This is a genomic window from uncultured Microbacterium sp. (genome assembly GCF_964244775.1).
In the GTDB taxonomy this organism is placed as follows: domain Bacteria; phylum Actinomycetota; class Actinomycetes; order Actinomycetales; family Microbacteriaceae; genus Microbacterium.
Map to the genome: position 1 here is coordinate 26,316 of NZ_CAXTJR010000005.1, position 18,001 is coordinate 44,316.

At 69.2% G+C, this 18,001-nt stretch carries 16 protein-coding genes and 1 tRNA gene; 4 read left to right on the plus strand and 13 right to left on the minus strand.

Going from position 1 to position 18,001, the window contains the following annotated elements:
• The first annotated feature begins 27 nt into the window (after positions 1-27).
• A complete protein-coding gene (locus ACFE6Z_RS10230) occupies positions 28-993 on the plus strand; it encodes an EamA family transporter (protein WP_375385590.1) in 966 nt (321 codons plus the stop codon).
• Positions 994-1,018: 25 nt separating this feature from the next.
• Here ACFE6Z_RS10230 and ACFE6Z_RS10235 read toward each other — a convergent pair whose 3' ends face one another.
• The 11 genes from ACFE6Z_RS10235 to ACFE6Z_RS10285 form a co-directional block, all read right to left on the minus strand.
• On the minus strand, positions 1,019-1,453 hold the full coding sequence (locus ACFE6Z_RS10235; RefSeq protein ID WP_375385591.1) for a hypothetical protein: 435 nt from the start codon (positions 1,451-1,453) through the stop codon (positions 1,019-1,021).
• Positions 1,454-1,516: 63 nt separating this feature from the next.
• A tRNA-Thr gene (locus ACFE6Z_RS10240) sits at positions 1,517-1,589 on the minus strand.
• Between the two features lie 68 nt (positions 1,590-1,657).
• Positions 1,658-3,253 carry an alpha/beta hydrolase gene (locus ACFE6Z_RS10245; protein ID WP_375385592.1) on the minus strand — a complete coding sequence of 532 codons (1,596 nt, stop codon included), beginning with the start codon at positions 3,251-3,253 and terminating at the stop codon, positions 1,658-1,660.
• Complete coding sequence (locus ACFE6Z_RS10250) at positions 3,250-4,437, minus strand: DNA polymerase III subunit delta' (RefSeq protein WP_375385593.1); 1,188 nt, start codon at positions 4,435-4,437, stop codon at positions 3,250-3,252. Before ACFE6Z_RS10250 ends, ACFE6Z_RS10245 begins: the two co-directional genes overlap by 4 nt.
• A 9-nt stretch (positions 4,438-4,446) precedes the next feature.
• A complete protein-coding gene (tmk, locus tag ACFE6Z_RS10255; protein ID WP_375385594.1) occupies positions 4,447-5,094 on the minus strand; it encodes a dTMP kinase in 648 nt (215 codons plus the stop codon).
• Between the two features lie 13 nt (positions 5,095-5,107).
• Complete coding sequence (gene topA, locus ACFE6Z_RS10260; protein ID WP_375385595.1) at positions 5,108-7,999, minus strand: type I DNA topoisomerase; 2,892 nt, start codon at positions 7,997-7,999, stop codon at positions 5,108-5,110.
• A gap of 110 nt (positions 8,000-8,109) precedes the next feature.
• On the minus strand, positions 8,110-8,427 hold the full coding sequence (locus tag ACFE6Z_RS10265; RefSeq protein WP_375385596.1) for a helicase: 318 nt from the start codon (positions 8,425-8,427) through the stop codon (positions 8,110-8,112).
• Positions 8,427-8,783, minus strand: coding sequence for a TadE family type IV pilus minor pilin (locus tag ACFE6Z_RS10270; RefSeq protein WP_375385597.1), 357 nt, complete (start codon positions 8,781-8,783; stop codon positions 8,427-8,429). Before ACFE6Z_RS10270 ends, ACFE6Z_RS10265 begins: the two co-directional genes overlap by 1 nt.
• Positions 8,780-9,034 (minus strand): DUF4244 domain-containing protein, encoded by a 255-nt coding sequence (locus ACFE6Z_RS10275; protein ID WP_375385598.1) that lies wholly within the window; start codon positions 9,032-9,034, stop codon positions 8,780-8,782. The genes ACFE6Z_RS10270 and ACFE6Z_RS10275 overlap by 4 nt, the downstream gene beginning before the upstream one ends.
• A gap of 46 nt (positions 9,035-9,080) precedes the next feature.
• Complete coding sequence (locus ACFE6Z_RS10280; RefSeq protein ID WP_375385784.1) at positions 9,081-10,061, minus strand: type II secretion system F family protein; 981 nt, start codon at positions 10,059-10,061, stop codon at positions 9,081-9,083.
• The gene (locus ACFE6Z_RS10285; RefSeq protein ID WP_375385599.1) at positions 10,061-11,176 is read right to left on the minus strand and encodes a TadA family conjugal transfer-associated ATPase; all 1,116 of its coding nucleotides are present in this window, start codon (positions 11,174-11,176) and stop codon (positions 10,061-10,063) included. Before ACFE6Z_RS10285 ends, ACFE6Z_RS10280 begins: the two co-directional genes overlap by 1 nt.
• A 417-nt stretch (positions 11,177-11,593) precedes the next feature.
• Here ACFE6Z_RS10285 and acs point away from each other — a divergent pair, with 417 nt between their 5' ends.
• The gene (gene acs, locus ACFE6Z_RS10290) at positions 11,594-13,564 is read left to right on the plus strand and encodes an acetate--CoA ligase (protein ID WP_375385600.1); all 1,971 of its coding nucleotides are present in this window, start codon (positions 11,594-11,596) and stop codon (positions 13,562-13,564) included.
• Here the strand turns inward: acs and ACFE6Z_RS10295 are convergent, their stop codons facing one another.
• A complete protein-coding gene (locus tag ACFE6Z_RS10295; RefSeq protein ID WP_375385601.1) occupies positions 13,565-14,032 on the minus strand; it encodes a RidA family protein in 468 nt (155 codons plus the stop codon).
• A gap of 1 nt (position 14,033) precedes the next feature.
• Positions 14,034-14,249: a hypothetical protein gene (locus tag ACFE6Z_RS10300; protein WP_375385602.1), complete on the minus strand. Its 216-nt coding sequence runs from the start codon at positions 14,247-14,249 to the stop codon at positions 14,034-14,036.
• A 130-nt stretch (positions 14,250-14,379) separates the two neighbouring features.
• Between ACFE6Z_RS10300 and ACFE6Z_RS10305 the strand changes: the two genes are divergently transcribed.
• The gene (locus ACFE6Z_RS10305; RefSeq protein WP_375385603.1) at positions 14,380-17,043 is read left to right on the plus strand and encodes a transglycosylase domain-containing protein; all 2,664 of its coding nucleotides are present in this window, start codon (positions 14,380-14,382) and stop codon (positions 17,041-17,043) included.
• Positions 17,043-17,963, plus strand: coding sequence for a metallophosphoesterase (locus ACFE6Z_RS10310; RefSeq protein ID WP_375385604.1), 921 nt, complete (start codon positions 17,043-17,045; stop codon positions 17,961-17,963). The genes ACFE6Z_RS10305 and ACFE6Z_RS10310 overlap by 1 nt, the downstream gene beginning before the upstream one ends.
• Positions 17,964-18,001 lie beyond the last annotated feature (38 nt).

The window sequence follows — 18,001 nt, forward strand, 5'->3', positions numbered from 1 at the left end:
CGGACTGGCGCTCTATGCTGGAGCGCGATGCTGGCCGCAATTCTCGCGCTCACGGGCGCCCTCGTCTACGGCGCCGCGGACTTCCTCGGGGGCCTGGCGGCGAAGCGGCTTCGATCGATCCTGGTGACAGCGGTATCGGCGACCTCCGGCCTCGTCCTGCTGTGCGTCGTGATGCCGTTCACGGGCGGGGTGTGGCACCCGATCGACGTGGCGTGGGGGGTGCTCGCCGGGGTGTTCGGCGTGATCGCGCTGGCCCTGCTGTACGCGTGCCTGGCGGTCGGGCCGATGAGCATCCTGTCGCCGCTGACCGCGGTGGTCTCGGCGATCGCGCCGATGCTGTGGGGGCTGCTGGTCGGAGGTGAGACGCTGTCGGCTATCGGATACGCGGGCCTGGGGGTCGCGCTCGTCGCGGTCGTGCTGGTGGGCTTCATCCCCGGAGCAGGCTCGGTGCGCCCCACTGTGCGCGGCCTTCTCATGGCGATCGGGGCAGGGGCGGCGATCGGCGCCTTCCTCATCGTCATCGATCAGACCTCCGTCGACAGCGGATTGGTCCCCCTCGTCGTCAGCCGTGCGACCAACGCCGCGATCACCTTCGGCATCGTGGGGGTGATCGCACTCGTGGCGGTGCGGCGGGGCCGGCGCGCAGCATCCGTCATCGACAACGACGGCGTCGTGATCGGCGCATCCGTCTCGGGTCGCGCCGACCTCGCGCATGCCGAGGCGGTCGGCGGGGCGGAAGACCGCGCCGCGATGAGCCGCTCCCGGGCGTGGGCGTTCGCGATCGCGTGCGGAGTCGTGGATGCCGTCGCCAACACCGTGCTCCTGCTCGCGCTGCGCGCCGGCGATCTGACGATCGTCTCGGCCCTCACCGCCATGTACCCGGCCGGCACGATCCTGCTCGCGGCAGTGGTGCTGCGCGAACGGATCGCCGCCGTGCAGTGGGTGGGCCTCGCGCTGGCGCTGGCAGCGGGAGGGATGCTGGCGGTCGCCTGAGCGCTGAGTCCCCGTGCCGCGCTGATCAGCCGCGGACGAAGAGCAGGATCCCGGAGACCACGAGCGATACGACGCCTACACCGGCGAGGCCCACGGCCAGCCGCGCGGCGCCGCGCACGGCGGGGGAACCGGGGGTCAGGCGCATCCGATTCGTCCAGCCCCTGCGGTAGTAGACGTCTGCCATGTCGTGCGCGCCGAGTTGGGCGTACTGGGCCTCGGACAGCGGCGCCTCGTTCACCCCGCCGGTCTCGTCGAACCACCGCACGACGCGACGTGGCGGCCGTGCGGGTGCCGTGTCGGCAGGTTCCGCCGGCTCGAGAATCGTCTCGACAACGGCGCGCACCGGAATCCAGGTGCCGTCGAGCAGGAAGAGCACGAAGGCGATGCCGGCGACCATGGCACCCAGGCCGAGCCCGGCCCAGGTGAAGATCTCCAGAAGCGCGTCGATGACCGCGTGCACGACCGTTCACCCCGCCTCCGGATACAGCGAAGGGGTCGCAGCGTGCGACCCCTTCGACCTTCGAGCCACCTTGGGGACTCGAACCCCAGACCTATTCATTACGAGTGAATTGCTCTACCAACTGAGCTAAGGCGGCGCGCCCCGCTTGCGCGATGCACGATCATCGATCTTACAGTGTCGCCACAGCACCCGCGAACCCGCGGGTCACTCGCAGCGCAGCCCGTCCTGCGGGACCGTGTCATCGATGAAGTACGACTCGACCGCCGAGTCGACGCACGAGTTGCCCTTGTTGTACCCGGTGTGGCCCTCGCCGACGCGGGTGATGAGCACGCCCGAAGAGAGCTGATCGGCGAGCGCCACCGACCACTCGTAGGGCGTCGCAGGGTCGTTCGTCGTGCCGATGACCACGATCGGCGCGGCACCGTCCGCGGAGATCTTCCCGCGTACACCGGTCGGCGGGTACGGCCACACGTCGCAGGGGTCCGGCCCGGCCCAGTACGGCGCGATGGTCGGCGCCACGGCGGCGATCTTCGCGTTCGAGGCGTCCTTCTCGGCCTGCGTCGCGTCTCTCGGGTAGTCCATGCAGTTGTAAGCACGGAACGCCTCGGTCGAGTTGTCGGTGTAGACGCCGTTGTCGCGCGAGTTGTAGAAGTCGGCCAGCTGCAGCGCCACCTCCGCGTCGCCCTGGAGGGCATCGGTCAGCGCGGTGGTCAGGTACGGCCAGCTGTCTTGGGAATACAGGGCGGCGACGATCGCCGTGGTGAGCGTGTCAGCGCCGACCATGCGCCCATCCGAAGTGGCGACCGGAGTGCGGTCGTAGCTCGCGAGCAGGGTGCCGAGGTCGGCCATCGCCTCGTCGACCGTTCCGGTGAACGGGCAGTCCGAGGTGGTCAGGCAATCGGCCATGTATGCGCGCAGGGCGGATTCGAAGCCGATCGCCTGCACGGTGCTGACGTCGGTCGACGAGCTCGACGGGTCAAGGGCGCCGTCCAGCACCATCCGGCCGACCCGCTCGGGGAAGAGCTTGGCGTAAGTCGCGCCCAGGAACGTCCCGTACGAGTAGCCGAGGTAGTTCAGCTGCTCATCGCCGAGCACGCCGCGCAGCAGGTCCATGTCCCGTGCGGAATTCTCGGTGGTGATGTAGGGCAGGATGCCGTCGCTGTTCGCGTCGCACGCATCGGCGAAGTTCTTGTGACCGGCCAGCAGGCCGGCGGTCCAGGCATCCGACCCGCGGGTGCCCTGCGGGATGCCGTACAGATAGCTGTCCATGGCGGATGAGTCGAGGCACCGCACTGCGGTCGACTCGCCCACGCCGCGCGGGTCGAACCCGATGACGTCGTAGCTCTGCTGCAGCGCATCGCCGACCGCGAACGACAGCGAGTCGCGGATCAACCCGATGCCGCTCGCGCCGGGGCCGCCGGGGTTGGTCAGAAGCGACCCCAGCGCGATCGTGTCGGTGGCGCGATGCCGGATGACAGCGAGCGAGATGTCGCCCTTGGAGGGGTCGCTCCAATCCAGCGGCGCGTTCACGTTCGTGCAGTCGAAGTCGCCGTTGCACGAGGTCCAGGTGAGGGTCTGGTCGTAGTAGGGCAGCAGGTCGGCCGCGATGCCGGTCGTGTCGGGGGTAAGGCTGGTTGTGGGCGACGGCGCCGCGGTCGTGTCGGGGATCATCGAGTACAGGCATCCCGACAGAGCCAGGGATGCTGTCACCAGGCCCGCCGTGATCGCCACCAGCCGACGAGTCAGGCGGCGGTGCAGTCGAGGGTGCGATGCGGTGCGCGGGGTGCGTGTGGGGTTCAAGGGATCCTCCCGCTCGCGACGGTGACGAGCATGCTCTCGAGGGCGAGTGTGGGCGCGACGTTCTGTTCGAGGTTGCGCCGCGTCGCGGCGATCTGATCGAGGACGACGAGGGTGCGCTCGGTCGTCCACGCGGCGGCGAGGTCGCGCAGCGCGGGCTCGAGCTCGCGGTTGATGAGCTCATCGCCCGGCGCGGCGCCGCGGCCGAACTGCAGCAGCACGACGTCGCGGAACATCGACTGCAGGTCGGTGAGCACCCGGTCGATGCCGTCGCGCAGACTGCGGGTGGCGCGGCGCTTCTGGTCGTCTTCGAGCGCGGACAGCTGGGAGCGAACCGCGGGCGGCACCGCCGCGCCTTCGGCGACGCCGATCGTGCGCAGCAGGCCCGATCTCTCGGCCTCGTCGCGCTCGGCTGTGAGGGCCTTGGCATCGTCGGTCGCGGCCTGCACGATCCGCCCGGCGACCTCTACCGCGTCGCCGACGCTTCGGACGCCCAGCACGCCGCGGAGCGTGTCGTCGCGGCGTGCGCGCGCCGCAGCATCCGTCGCCAGCCGCTGGGCCATGCCGATGTGCCGCTGCGCGTGCCGCGCCGACTGCTCGGCGATCGCGATCTCGACACCGGTGCGCTCGGCGATGAGTCGCGCGACCGCATCGATATCGGGCTCGTGCAGCCGGAGCGTGCGCACGCGCGAGCGGATGGTGGGGAGCAGATCGGCGTCGCTCGGGGCGCACAGCACCCAGACCGTGCGCTCGGGCGGCTCTTCGAGCGCCTTCAGCAGCACGTTCGAGGTGCGCTCGGTCATGCGGTCGGCGTCTTCCATCACGATCACGCGATGACGCCCGAGCGACGGTGCGAAGTACGAGCGCTCGACCATCGCGCGTGCGTCTTTGATCGTGATGATCACGCCCTCGGTCCGCAGCGCGGTCAGGTCGGGGTGCGTGCCGGCCAGCACCTGCCGCATCGCGGCCTCATCGCCGGGCTCGGCGATCAGCGCGGCCGCGAACGCGTAGGCGAGCGTGGATCGACCCGAGCCCGGAGGGCCGGTGATCAGCCACGCATGGGTCATGCTGGCAGGATCGGATGCCGCGGCCCGCAGTTGCGCGACGGCGTCGTCCTGCCCCCACACATCGCCCCACGGCGCGCCGGTCGCACGCGCCGCGAGGGCGGGCGAGGCGGCAGCATCCATTCGCCCAGCCTAACCGCGGGTGCCGACGTCCCCGGCTCGGCCGAGAAGTGCGCCCACCCGGGCCTGCACCTCGACCGCCAGCGCGTCGGCGGGGCGCGCGGCGTCCAGCACGAGGAAGCGGCCGGGTTCGGCGGCGGCGAGGTCGAGGAAGGCGTCGCGCACCCGAGCGTGGAACGACGCGTGTTCGGCCTCGAGTCGGTCGAAGGGCTTGTCGTCGGCATCGATGCGCGTCCGCGCAGCGGCGGGATCGAGGTCCAGCAGCACCGTGACGTCGGGAAGGAGGCCTTCGGCCGCCCACAGCGACAGCTCGCGCACCTCGTGAGCACCCAGCACGCGCCCGGCCCCCTGGTATGCGACGGACGAGTCGAGGTAGCGGTCCTGGATGACGATGTCGCCGCGTTCCAGGGCCGGGCGGACCACCGTCGCGATGTGGTGGGCGCGGTCGGCCGCGTAGAGGAGCGCCTCGGCGCGCGGAGCGACCTCGCCGCGATGGTGCAGGACGATGTCGCGGATCAGCACACCGACCTCGCTGCCGCCGGGTTCGCGCGTGCGCACCACCGTGCGCCCCTGGTCGAGGGCCCACTCCTGGAGCAGGCGCGCCTGCGTGGTCTTGCCGGCGCCGTCGCCGCCCTCGAAGGTGACGAAGAGCCCCGTCATGCGTTCCGGCCGGTCACTTCTCGGCGGCAGCGGTCGCCGGCGCCTTGGCGGGAGCCTTCTTGACAGGAGCCTTCTTCGCGGGAGCCTTCGCGGCCGTCGCTTTGGCCGCCGTCGTCTTGGCCGCTGTCGTCTTGGCCGCTGTCGTCTTGGCCGTCGTCGTCTTCGCGGCCGCCGTCTTGGTCGCCGTCTTGGCCGCCGCCGTCGTCCGGCGCGCAGGCGTCCGCTTGGGGGCGGGGCCCTTCGCACGCTTGTCGGCGATCATCTGCACCGCGACCTCGTGGGTGATGTCGGCGACGGTCTGGCCGCGCGGGATCGTGACGTTCGTCTCACCGTCGGTGACGTAGGCGCCGAACCGGCCGTCGCGAATGCGGATCGGCTTGCCGCTCACGGGATCGTTGTCGAACTCGGCGAGCGCGCTGGATGCCCGGCGGGCGCCGTACTTCGGCAGCGCGTAGACGGCGAGGGCCTGATCGAGCGTGATGTCGAAGATCTGCGCCTCGGAGTCGAGCGACCGCGAATCGGTGCCCTTCTTCAGGTACGGGCCGTAGCGGCCGTTCTGGGCAGTGATGACCTCGCCCGACTCGGGGTCGGTTCCCACGGTGCGCGGGAGCTCGAGCAGCTGCAGCGCCGTGTCGAGATCGATCGTGTCGACCGACATCGATTTGAACAGCGATGCGGTGCGGGGCTTGGGAGCGACCTCTTTTTTCACGCCACGCTTCTTGGGCGCCTCGATCACCTCGCCCGTCGCCTCGTCGACGGCAACTGGCTCCTCGGGGATCGTCTCTTCGACGTAGGGGCCGAATCGTCCGTCCTTGACCACGATGAGACGCCCGTTCTCGGGGTTCTCGCCGAGCACCCGGTTGCCGGCGACCGGGGCGTCGATGAGCTCCTGCGCCCGCTCGGGTGTGAGTTCGTCCGGTGCGAGGTCTTCGGGGATGTTCACGCGCCGCGGCTCGGCGTCGGGCTGGTCGGCATCCACGACATCGAGGTAGGGGCCGTACTTGCCGAAGCGCAGCGTCGTGGTGTCCGAGATACGCGTGGCATTGAGCTCGCGCGCATCGATCTCGCCGAGATTCTCGACGATGTTGCGAAGTCCCACCCGGTCGTTCGACCCGAAGTAGAAGGAGCGCAGCCACTCGCCGCGCTGCTGCTCGCCGCGGGCGATCGCGTCGAGGTCGTCTTCGAGCGCTGCGGTGAAGTCGTAGTCGACGAGATCGGCGAAGTGCTCTTCGAGCAGCCGCACCACGCTGAACGCCAGCCAACTGGGCACGAGCGCCTGACCGCGCTTGGTCACATAGCCGCGGTCGAGGATGACGTCGATGATGCTCGCGAACGTCGAAGGGCGCCCGATGCCCTTCTCCTCGAGCGCCTTGACGAGGCTCGCCTCGGTGTAGCGGGGCTTGGGGGTGGTCGCGTGACCCTTGGACTCCACTTCGCGGATCGCGAGCACGTCTCCGACGGCGAGCACCGGAAGCGACTGGTCGTCGGCCTTGTCTGCGTCTCCGCGCTTCTCGTCGCGACCCTCTTCGTACGCCTCCAGGAAGCCCTTGAACGTATATACCGTGCCCGAGGCGGTGAATTCCGCAGCCCGGCCCCCGGCATCCACCGCGATGGTCACGGTCGTCGTCTCGTACTTCGCATCCGACATCTGGCTGGCGATCGTGCGCTTCCAGATGAGGTCGTACATGCGCTGTTCGTCGCGGTCGAGTTCGGAGGTCACCGAAGCCGGCGTGCGGAAGTCCTCGCCCGACGGGCGGATCGCCTCGTGGGCCTCCTGCGCGTTCTTGCTGTTGTTGCGGTAGACCCGCGGGTTCAGGGGAACTGCTTTCTCGCCGTACAGCGCGACGGCCTGCTGGCGGGCGGCCGTGACCGCCTGCGACGACAGCGCCGTCGAGTCGGTGCGCATATAGGTGATGAAGCCCTTTTCGTACAGACGCTGGGCGACGCTCATGGCGTGCTTCGCGCTCATCGAGAGCTTCCGGCCGGCTTCCTGCTGCAGCGTGGAGGTGGTGAAGGGCGCCTTGGGGCTGCGGGTGCCGGGCTTGGACTCGAGATTCGAGACGGATGCCTCGGCCGCAGCCTCGATCGCGGCCGCGAGTTCGCGCGCCTCGGCCTCGGTGAGCACGAGCACGGCCTTCTTCAACTGGCCGCGGTCATCGAAGTCGGTGCCGCGCGCCAGCGGAGCGCCGTCGACACGCGCCAGGCGCGTGGCGAAGCTCGCTTCCGGTCCTTGAGCCTGTCGAAGGGCCGCCAGTGCCTCGACGTCCCAATAGGATGCCGCGACGAACGCGATGCGCTCCCGCTCGCGGTCGACGACCATGCGGGTGGCGGCGGACTGCACGCGACCGGCACTGAGTGCGGCGCCTTCGCGACCGCTGCCGACCTTGCGCCACAGCACGGGAGAGACGTCCCACCCGTACAGCCGGTCCAGCACGCGGCGGGTCTCCTGCGCATCGACGAGCGCGAGGTCGAGCTCGCGCGTGTTCTCGGCGGCGGCCCGGATCGCGTCTTTGGTGATCTCGTGGAAGACCATGCGCTTGACGGGGACCTTGGGCTTGAGCACCTCGAGCAGGTGCCAGGCGATCGCCTCGCCCTCGCGGTCTTCATCAGTGGCGAGCAAGACCTCGTCGGCGTCCTTCACCGCCCGCTTGAGCTCGGCGACGGTCTTGGTCTTGCGATCGTTGACCACGTAATAGGGGTCGAAGTCGTTGTCGACATCGATCGAGTACTTGCCGTAGGACGCCTTCTTGTCGGCGGGGATATCTTTCTTGCTCGCGAGGTCGCGGATGTGCCCGACCGAGCTCAGCACCTCGTAGTCGTCACCGAGATAGCCCTGGATGGACTTCATCTTGGTGGGCGACTCGACGATGACGAGCTTCTTGCCGTGCGGCTGTCCCTGTGGCAACGGATCGTCCCTTCTTCGAAGCACACCATACACACCGTGCACTGCAAGGAGCGCTGTGAGCCCGGACGCGGTGCGGGCCGGTCGATCATGCGGTGACCCGTGCGGGAGCGCTACGGCGGCGGCCCCGCCCTCGCGGCGGCGACGGCGGGGAGCCGGGCGAACTCGGCCGCCACCACGATCGTCGCGATCAGTCCGTCGAGCTCGCAGCTGCGCATGGCCGCTCCTCCCGCGGCCGCGATCTCGGCGGCCCGGTCGCAGGGGACGCCTTGGACTGCTCCTGATGCTGCGTCCGCCGCCGCGAGAGCTGCGGCGTCGGCGACACCCGCCAGGCGCTGGCTGAACACCGCCGCCGCCCCCGCCGTCACGAGGCCGACGGCGAGGGTGGCCGAGCACACGACCACGCCGACGGCGAGCATCGTGCCCGGCATCAGCCACCCCCGGCGAGCGCGCAGCTGGTGGCGGAAAGGGCGCCGAGCGAACCCAGTGACACGAGGCCGGACGACGACGCGGTAACGCAGACCAGGTCGCCGCGGTGATCGATCGCCGCCGCGCCGCCGACCTCGGCGACCGTCGAGAGAACACGAGCCTCCGATTCGCCGCGCCCCGCGAGCCGCGCGGCGTCGGCCGCAGCATCCTGCAGCCGCACCTGCTGCGCGCATGCGCCGAGCGCGCCCGCTGCGAGCAGGAGCACGACGGCGACGGCCGGCAGAGCGACGGCGAACTCCGCGACCACGGCGCCCTCGTCGCCGATCGAGGCCGGGCGACGGGTCGCTCGGAGGATCATGCGACCGTGAGGGCGCGGCGGATGAGGTCGGTGAGGATGCCGCGCACCTCGTCCGACCGCATGATGACGACCAGGAGCCCGGCGAAGGCGACCGCCGCCATCGTGGCGATCGCGTATTCGGCGGTGGCGGCGCCGGAGTCGTCGCCGAAGAGGCGCGCAGCGCGGCGGTTGGTCAGCCGCGGGGGCGGGGCCAGACGCGAGGGCGGGGCCGGACGTGAGGGACGGTCGGTGGGCAGGACGGGAAGTGACATCGGGGGCTCCTTCATTCGGGATGGACGGGTGGGCACGATCGCGACCTCACAGGCTGAGCGAGGTCGAAGACATCACGCTGAGCAGCATCGGTGCGACGCCCAGCAGGAGGAAGGCGGGCAGCGTGCAGATGCCCAGCGGCAGCAGGAGCCGCGACGACAGTCGCGCGGCGCGGAGTCGTCCGTCGGTGCGCGCGCGATGTCGCGCGAGGGATGCTGCGGCCCTGAGCAGCTCGACCGCCGGCACGCCGGCTGAGCGCGAAAGGGCGAGAGTCGTATCGATCTCATCGGGCGCCGCCTTCGCCTCCTCATCGCGCGTCGGCTTCGCCTGAGGGGTCGCCTCGGCTGTGTCCGTCGCCGCGGGCTCGTCCACCAGCGCTTCGGACACGATCGCCTTCGCCCTGTCGATCGAGACGCCACCGCTCAGGCCGATGGCCAGCAATTCCGCGCGCATGCCCGGGATGGCTGTTCCCGAGCGCGCCGATCGCACCAGGGCGCCGGTCCAGCGGCGGGAGGCGAGAACGAGGCCGATACCGGCGATCAGGCACGCGATGCCGATCGGATTGCGCACGAGCACGAAGAGCGTGTCGAAACCGAGCGCACCGCCGAGCAGCACCGCCACCAGCGGAAGCCACCCCATGAGCCGCGCCGTTCCGGCGGGCTCGGCGAGCGCGACCCGCACCTCGTCCGCGGATTCCTGGGCGTCGCGGAGCGCGGCGGCGATCCCACGCAGACTCTCGGCGAGCGGGGCACCGACCGCCTCGGCGACGCGCCAGGCGGCGCCGATCTCGCGCCATCCGCCGCCCCGGGCGACGATGGCCTGCGGCACCGAGGCACCCCTGCCCACATCGGCGTCCACCGCGACGGCGACCGCATCTCCGGTGCCGGCGAGGTGCGCCCACGCGCGCGCCGGCGCGATCCCCGCTTGCAGCAGCACGGCGACCCGCAGCACGGTGTCGGCGGTGGCCGCGGCATCCGGCTCGGACGGTCTGCGGGAGCCCGCTCGGCGACGCGACCAGGGCAGGCGGATCACGAGTCCACCCCCGCCTCGACATCGATCTTGAGACGTCCACGGCCGTCGATGACCGGCGTTCCGATCCCCGCGAGCCGCCGGATACCATCCGCGCCCCGCTCGAGATGGAGGACGACGTGGATGGCGCTGGCGACCTGACGCGCGAGCGCGGCGTCGTGCATGCCCGCCAGGGCGCCGAGCGCCTCGAGCCGTGCGGGTACGTCCTCGAGGCTGTTGGCGTGCAGGGTGCCCGCTCCCCCGTCGTGACCCGTGTTGAGCGCTGAGAGCAGTTCACGCACCTCATCGCCGCGGCACTCGCCCACCACCAGCCGGTCCGGCCGCATCCGGAGCGCTTCGCGCACCAGCCGCGCGAGACCGATCGCACCGATCCCCTCGAGGTTGGGCTGGCGTGCTTCGAGCCGCACATGATGCGGATGCCGGATCCGCAGCTCTGCGACATCCTCGATCGTCACGATCCGCTCGCCGGCCGGCGCGACCGCGAGCATCGCGGCGAGCAGCGTCGTCTTTCCCGCGCCGGCCGCGCCGGTGATCAAGACGTTGCGACGCGTCATGACGATCTCGTCCACTCGTCGTCGCTGCGCCGGATCGAGCATCCTCAACTCCTGCAGCTGATCGAGGCTCGGCGCGTCCGCCATCGGCACGCGGATCGACAGCGCGGTGCCCGACGCCGATACTGGCGGGAGGACCGCGTGCACCCGCATCCCGTCTTCCAGCCGCACATCGACGCACGGCGTCGCGTCGTCGATGTGGCGACCGCCGAGGGCGATGAGCGCGACCGCGAGTTCGCGCACCTCTTCCTCTGCGGCTCGCCACCCCGTCACCTGGTGGGGCCCGCTGCCCCGATCGACGAACAGCCCCCGTGAGCCGTTGATGAACAGATCGGTCACGCCTGGTTCATCGAGGAATCGAGCGAGGGGGTCGAGCGCAGCGGGTCGCGGGGCAGCGGGTCGCGGGGCAGCGTGTCGCGAGGCCGTCGGCGCAGCCGGACGTGGTCCGACGGCGTCGCGCGCCGAAGGGCGCACCGGCGCGCGAGGGCCGGTCGGGGCGCCGGATGAATCGCCGGATGCCGCGCCCTGGGTGGGGCGCGGCCGGACGACGAACGGCTCGGGCATGCCAGAACGCTACGAGCGCGCTCGTGCACGCTCGTGCGCTGAGAGCGGATCGGTGCACTACATGCGGCGCGCACCCCGTGGGGAGGCGACGACGCCGGGCGCCGTGCGGGGGCTCAGCATGAAGAAGAAAGGGCGGCATCCCATGGGGGGAATGGGATGCCGCCACAAGCGACACCGTTTCGGGGGGTGATTCGGTGCCGCAATGCCAGAATCGAATGTTCGGCCGGTGAGAAGCATACGCAAGTTCATGCAACGTTCCAAACACGTTCGGAGGCCGCCGACTGATATATCGGTGGAGGACGGCGAAGGCCCCGTTCATGGCGCCCGACAGCGTGGCGAGGGCGGGTCGAGATGGTGACCCGGCCTGCGCCACAGATAGATTTACCCTGCACGACCGACGGCGAAGGAGCCCGCATCATGAGCAGCCAGATCGACCACCTCCTGACCGAGACGCGACACTTCGCGCCTTCGGCAGCGTTCGCCGCCGCCGCCGTCGGCACGGCCGAACTGTACGAGCGGGCGGCCGCCGACCGGGTGGGATTCTGGGGCGACCAGGCTACGGAGCTTCTGCACTGGCACACCCCGTTCACTCAGACGCTGGACTGGTCGAACCCACCGTTCGCGAAGTGGTTCGCCGACGGTGAGCTCAACGTCGCCTACAACTGCCTCGATCGACACGTCGAAGCCGGAGCAGGCGAGCGCGTCGCGCTCCTCTGGGAGGGCGAGAACGGCGACGAGCGCCGCATCACGTATGCCGAGCTGACCGCAGAGGTCAAGCGCGTCGCGAACGTGCTGGAGGGGTTCGGTGTCGGGCAGGGCGACCGCGTCGCGATCTACCTGCCGATGATTCCCGAGGCGATCGCGTCGATGCTCGCCGTCGCACGCGTCGGTGCGATCCATTCCGTCGTCTTCGGGGGGTTCTCGGCCGACAGCCTGAGATCCCGCATCGATGACGCCGGCGCGAAGGTTGTCATCACCGCCGACGGCGGCTATCGCAAGGGCAAGGTCTCCTCGCTCAAGCCGGCGGTCGATCAGGCCCTCGCCGACCGCAACGGCTCGGGCGTGCAGGAGACGGTCGAGCACGTGCTCGTCGTGCGGCGGGGCGGCAACGACGTGGCGTGGACCGAGGGGCGCGACCTGTGGTGGCACGATGTCGTGCCCGCAGCATCCGAAGATCATGAAGCGCAGGCCTTCCCCGCCGAGAACCCGCTGTTCATCCTGTACACCTCCGGCACCACCGGAAAGCCGAAGGGGATCCTGCACACGTCCGGCGGCTATCTCACCCAGGCGATGTTCACGAACAAGGTCGTGCACGACATCCACCCCGAGACCGACGTGTTCTGGTGCACCGCCGACATCGGCTGGATCACCGGGCACTCCTACGTCACCTACGGCCCCCTCGCCAACGGCGCGACGCAGGTGGTCTACGAGGGGACGCCCGACACCCCGCATCCCGGCCGCTGGTGGGAGATCATCCAGAAGTACGGGGTCTCGATCTTCTACACCGCCCCCACCGCGATCCGCTCGTTCATGAAGCTGGGACGCGAGATCCCCGCCAAGTTCGATCTGTCGTCGCTGCGCCTCCTCGGATCGGTCGGAGAGCCGATCAACCCGGAAGCGTGGATGTGGTACCGCCAGGTGATCGGCGGGAAGGTGGCCCCGATCGTCGACACGTGGTGGCAGACCGAGACCGGCGCGATCATGATCTCGGCGCTGCCCGGCGTGACCGAGACCAAGCCGGGTAGCGCCCAGGTGCCCGTCCCGGGGATCTCGATCGACGTCGTCGACGAGTCGGGCGAGCCGGTCGGCGACGGCAACGGAGGCCTCCTGGTCGTCACCGAGCCCTGGCCGTCGATGCTGCGCGGGATCTGGGGCGACCCCGACCGCTTCGTCGAGACGTACTGGGAGAAGTTCGCGAGCCAGAACTACTACTTCGCCGGAGACGGGGCGCGCCTCGACGAAGACGGAGACGTGTGGCTGCTCGGCCGCGTCGACGATGTGATGAACGTGTCGGGGCACCGGCTGTCGACCGCCGAGATCGAATCGGCGCTCGTCGGCAACGAGGCGGTCGCCGAGGCGGCCGTGGTCGGCGCCTCCGACGAGACGACGGGGCAGGCCGTGGCCGCGTTCGTGATCATCAAGCAGAGCTACCTGGCCGCGCACTCCCCCGACGGCCTGGCGCAGGCGCTGCGTGCGTGGGTCAGCGAGCAGATCGGCCCGATCGCACGGCCCCGCGACGTGTACATCGTCGAGGAGCTCCCCAAGACGCGTTCGGGCAAGATCATGCGGCGGCTGCTCCGCGACGTCGCAGAGGGTCGCGAGGTCGGCGACACGACCACGCTCGCCGACACGGCCGTGATGTCGGTGATCTCCGCACAGGTGCGCTGATCACACGTAGGAGAAGACGACCTCGACTTCGACCGGGCTGTCCAGGGGCAGCACGGCCACGCCGACCGCCGACCGCGCGTGGCGACCGGCGTCGCCGAAGACCTCGCCGAGCAGCTCGCTCGCGCCGTTGATCACTCCGGGCTGACCGCTGAACCCGGGGACGGATGCCACGAATCCGGTGACCTTGACGACACCGGTCAGGCGGTCGATGCCGCCGACCGCGTCGGCTGCCGCGGCGATCGCGTTGAGTGCGGACTGCCGCGCGTAGCCCTTCGCATCAGAGACGGAAACGAGTCCGTGCCCGTCGCCGACCTTGCCCGTCGCGGGCAGGGCACCGGCGGTGAACGGGAGCTGACCCGCTGTGTAGACGAGATCGCCGTGGGTTTTCGCGGGCACGTACGCCCCCGCGGGGGCTGCGACAGGCGGGAGCAGGATGCCGAGCTCGGCAAGCCTCTGTGACACCGTCATCTCAGTTCTCCTCGAACTGGCGGGCGGCCTGGGCCGCAGCATCCAGCCCTGCGTTGGACGTGCCGCCACCCGAGGGGCGCTTGAAGTAGGCCACGAGCCCGCCCTCCGGGCCCGGCACCACCTGCACGAGCTCCCAGCCCTGCTTGCCCCAGTTGTTGAGGATCGCGGCGGTGTTGTGGATCAGCAGGGGCGTGGTCAGGTACTCCCACGTCGTCATCGGTGCTCCTCTTATCGGCGGCCGGTGTGCGGGGATCTGTGCGTGCTGTCGTGGGGTGACTCTGAGAAGACGCCGCACACGGGCAGGCCACTCAAGGCTTCGCCCAGGTAACTCCCTTACGATCTAGCCTATGCCTGATAAGAAACGCACGGCCAGCGGCGTGCTCGGCGGGATCGCCGGCCTCGTCGGCTTGAGCGCTGTCGCGGGTGTGCTCATCGCCGCCACCGTCACGCCTGCCATCGCTCTGTCTGGGGCCGCGGCCTCCGGTGCGATCACCATGTTCGACAATCTCCCGAGTGTGCTCGACATCGAGAAGCTCATGCTTCCGACGACGATCTACTACAAAAACCCTGACGATGGTTCGGACGTCGAGCTCGCGACGTTCTACGACCAGAACCGCTCCCCTGTGCAGTTCGACCAGGTCAATCCGGTCATGTACGACGCGATTCTCTCCAGCGAAGACCCGCGCTTCTACCAGCACGGCGGCATCGACCTGATCGGCACGAGCCGCGCCCTCATCCGCAACGCGCAGGGCGGCGGAGAGACCCAGGGTGGCTCATCGATAAGTCAGCAGTACGTCAAGAACATCCTCATCCAGCGGTGCGAGTCCAACGCCGCGACCGACGAAGAGCTGGGTGCCTGCTTCAACGAGGCGACGCAGTCCAGCGGCACCGACGGCATCCAGCGCAAGCTGCAGGAGATGCGGTACGCGATCGCCCTCGAGCAGCGGTACTCGAAGAACGAGATCCTGCTCGGCTACCTCAACATCGCCAATTTCGGCGGCCAGACGTACGGCATCGACGCCGCGGCGAAATACTACTTCGGCACCGCTGCGAAGGATCTGAACCTCGGACAGGCAGCCACGCTCGCCGGCATTCTGCAGAACCCGAACACCTACCGCCTCGACCAGACCGACAACGCGAGCAACGGTGCGCCCGACGGCACGGTGACGGCCGACCCCGGCCAGCTCGCCGCCCTCGACAGCCTGTTGGCTGACGGCACCATCACGCAGGAGCAGTACACCGCTGCGGCCGACGGCTACACCGCAACCAAGGGCCGCCAGCTCTACGTCCTCAGCCGAATGCTGAGCGACGGCAAGATCACTGAGGCGCAGTACCAAGAGGCCGCGATCGCGCCGATCACACCCAACATCACCCCGCTCACCACAGGTTGCGAGGCAGCGCAGGGCAACGCCTACTTCTGCCAGTACGTGAAGAACATCATCAAGACCGATCCCGCCTTCGGGGCCGGGTATGACGACCGGATCAAGACGCTGCAGCGCGGCGGCCTGAAGATCTACACGACGCTGGATCCGCGCGTCCAGAACACCGCCGTCACGACGATGAGCGAGGTCACTCCAACGTCGGTCGAGGGAATGGTCGACACCAACACGGGCGTCTTCGGAGCGGCCTCCGTCAGCATCGAGGCATCAACGGGCCGGGTGCTGTCGATCACGCAGAATACGAAGTTCAGCGAGAGCATCACGGGCGACCCCAACTATTCTTCGCTCGTGTACGCCGGAGACAAGAAGTACGGCGATTCCACCGGATTCGAAGCCGGATCGACCTTCAAACTCTTCACTCTCGTTGACTGGCTCGAGAAGGGCAACTCCGTCAACGCGACGGTCAACGGCGTCAATAAGGTGTTCAAAAGCTTCAAGATCTGCGACGGCACCTGGGTGAATACCGACAATACCAAGGTCAACAACTTCTCCGGCAACGGCTACGTCGGCACGCCGATGCAGTTCACCCGCGACTCGCTCAACTCGGGCTTCTTCGCCATGGCTGAGAAGCTCGATCTCTGCGACATTCAGAAGGTCGCGACCAAGATGGGCGTCACGCGCGGCGATGACACTGCGGTCGTGATGAACGACCAGTTCTCGATCATCGGCTCGAACAACGTCACACCGATCGCCATGGCCGGGGCGTATGCCACCATCGCGAACAACGGCATCTACTGCCAACCGAAGGCAATCGACAAGGTCATCGACTCGGACGGCAACGAGATGGCACCGCCACAGACCACGTGCACCCAAGTCGTTGATCCGAAGATCGCTGCGACCGCGGGGTACGCCCTTCAGGGCGTCATGAACAGCGGCGGCACCGGTTCACCCGGCAATCCGTACGACGGTACCCCCTTGCTCGGCAAGACCGGTACGCATCAGTCCAAGCAAACCTGGATGATCGAGTCAAGCACGAAGGTGGCGACCGCGGCGTGGGTGGGTAACTCGGACGGCGACGGAGACATCTTCAACCGGTATTACAACGGCACCCAGATGTCGCAGCTGCGCTACGAGATCGCCTCACGGATTCAGGAGGCCGCGGACGCCTCGTACGGCGGCGACGACTTTCCGCCGCCGGACTCGTCGCTGACGCGTCAGACGCTCACCAATCTCCCCAACGTGGTCGGTCAGAGCCTCGACCAGGCCACCAAGACGCTCGAGGCCGCCGGCTTCTCGGTCACCCAGGGAGCGGCCGTCGACGCGACCGACGCCGCAGGCATCGTCGCCGCGCAGAGCCCAGGGCCGGGCAGCGTTGCGGTCGGCACCCTTGTCACCCTCAGCCCGAGCAACGGCCAGGGCGTATCCGTTCCCGATGTCACCGGCCGCGAGGTCGACAAGGCACTGACCGATCTGCGCGGTGCCGGGTTCGGCAGCGCGGCCGCGGGCGCGTGTACGGCCGACGCGAACGGTGACGGGAAGAAGATCGTGACATCTACGAACCCGCCCGCCGGAACGCTGACGAACCGCAACACGGCGATCACCGTGAATTACACGACGAAGACGTGCCCGTAGTGCCGCGACGCACCGCCCATGCCGCCCTCACCACCCTCGGGGTGGTGGGGGCGGCCGGTGTCGGCGCGGCGGTATGGGGCATCGGCATCGAGCGCTACCTCTTCACGACCCGGCACCACACCCTCCGCGTGCTCCCGCCCGGTTCCGCTCCGTTGCGCGTGCTGCACGTGTCGGATGCGCACATGGCCCCGTGGCAGCACCGCAAGCAGCGCTGGATCGCCGGGTTGGCCGAGCTCCAGCCCGATCTGATCGTGAACACCGGTGACAACATCGGCCACGCCCAGGGGCTCGACGGCCTGCGCGAGGCGTTCGACCCGTTCCGCGGCATCCCCGGTGTCTTCGTGCACGGCTCCAACGATCACTCCGCACCCTCGCCGCGCAATCCACTGCGGTACTTCACCGGGCCGTCCAAGGCCCGGCCGAAGGAAGAGCCGCTCGACGTCAACGCGCTCGACCGGTACCTCACCGACGACCTCGGATGGCGCGATCTCAACAATTCCGCAACAGCGCTGGATGCCGATGGTCTCCGTATCGATGCGTTCGGCGTCAGCGACGCCCACCGCCACTGGGACGACCTCGAGTCGCTGCCGCCGCTCGTTGCCGCGCTGCCGGAAGCCGACCTGCGAATCGGCGTCACGCACGCCCCGTACCGCCGGGTGCTGGACGCGTTCACCGACCTCGGCGCCGACCTGATCTTCGGCGGGCACACACACGGCGGGCAGGTGCGGGTACCGGGTATCGGGGCCCTCGTCGCGAACTGCGACATCCCCCTGCGCCAGGCGCGCGGGCTCAGCGAGTGGACGCACGACGGCCGCACAATCCCGCTGAATGTCAGCGCCGGCATCGGCCACTCGATCTACGCTCCCGTGCGCTTCGCGTGCCGGCCCGAGGCATCCTTCTTCACACTTCTTCCGCGCTGACACCTTTCAGCGCTGACGCCTCCTCCCCAGCCCCGCGA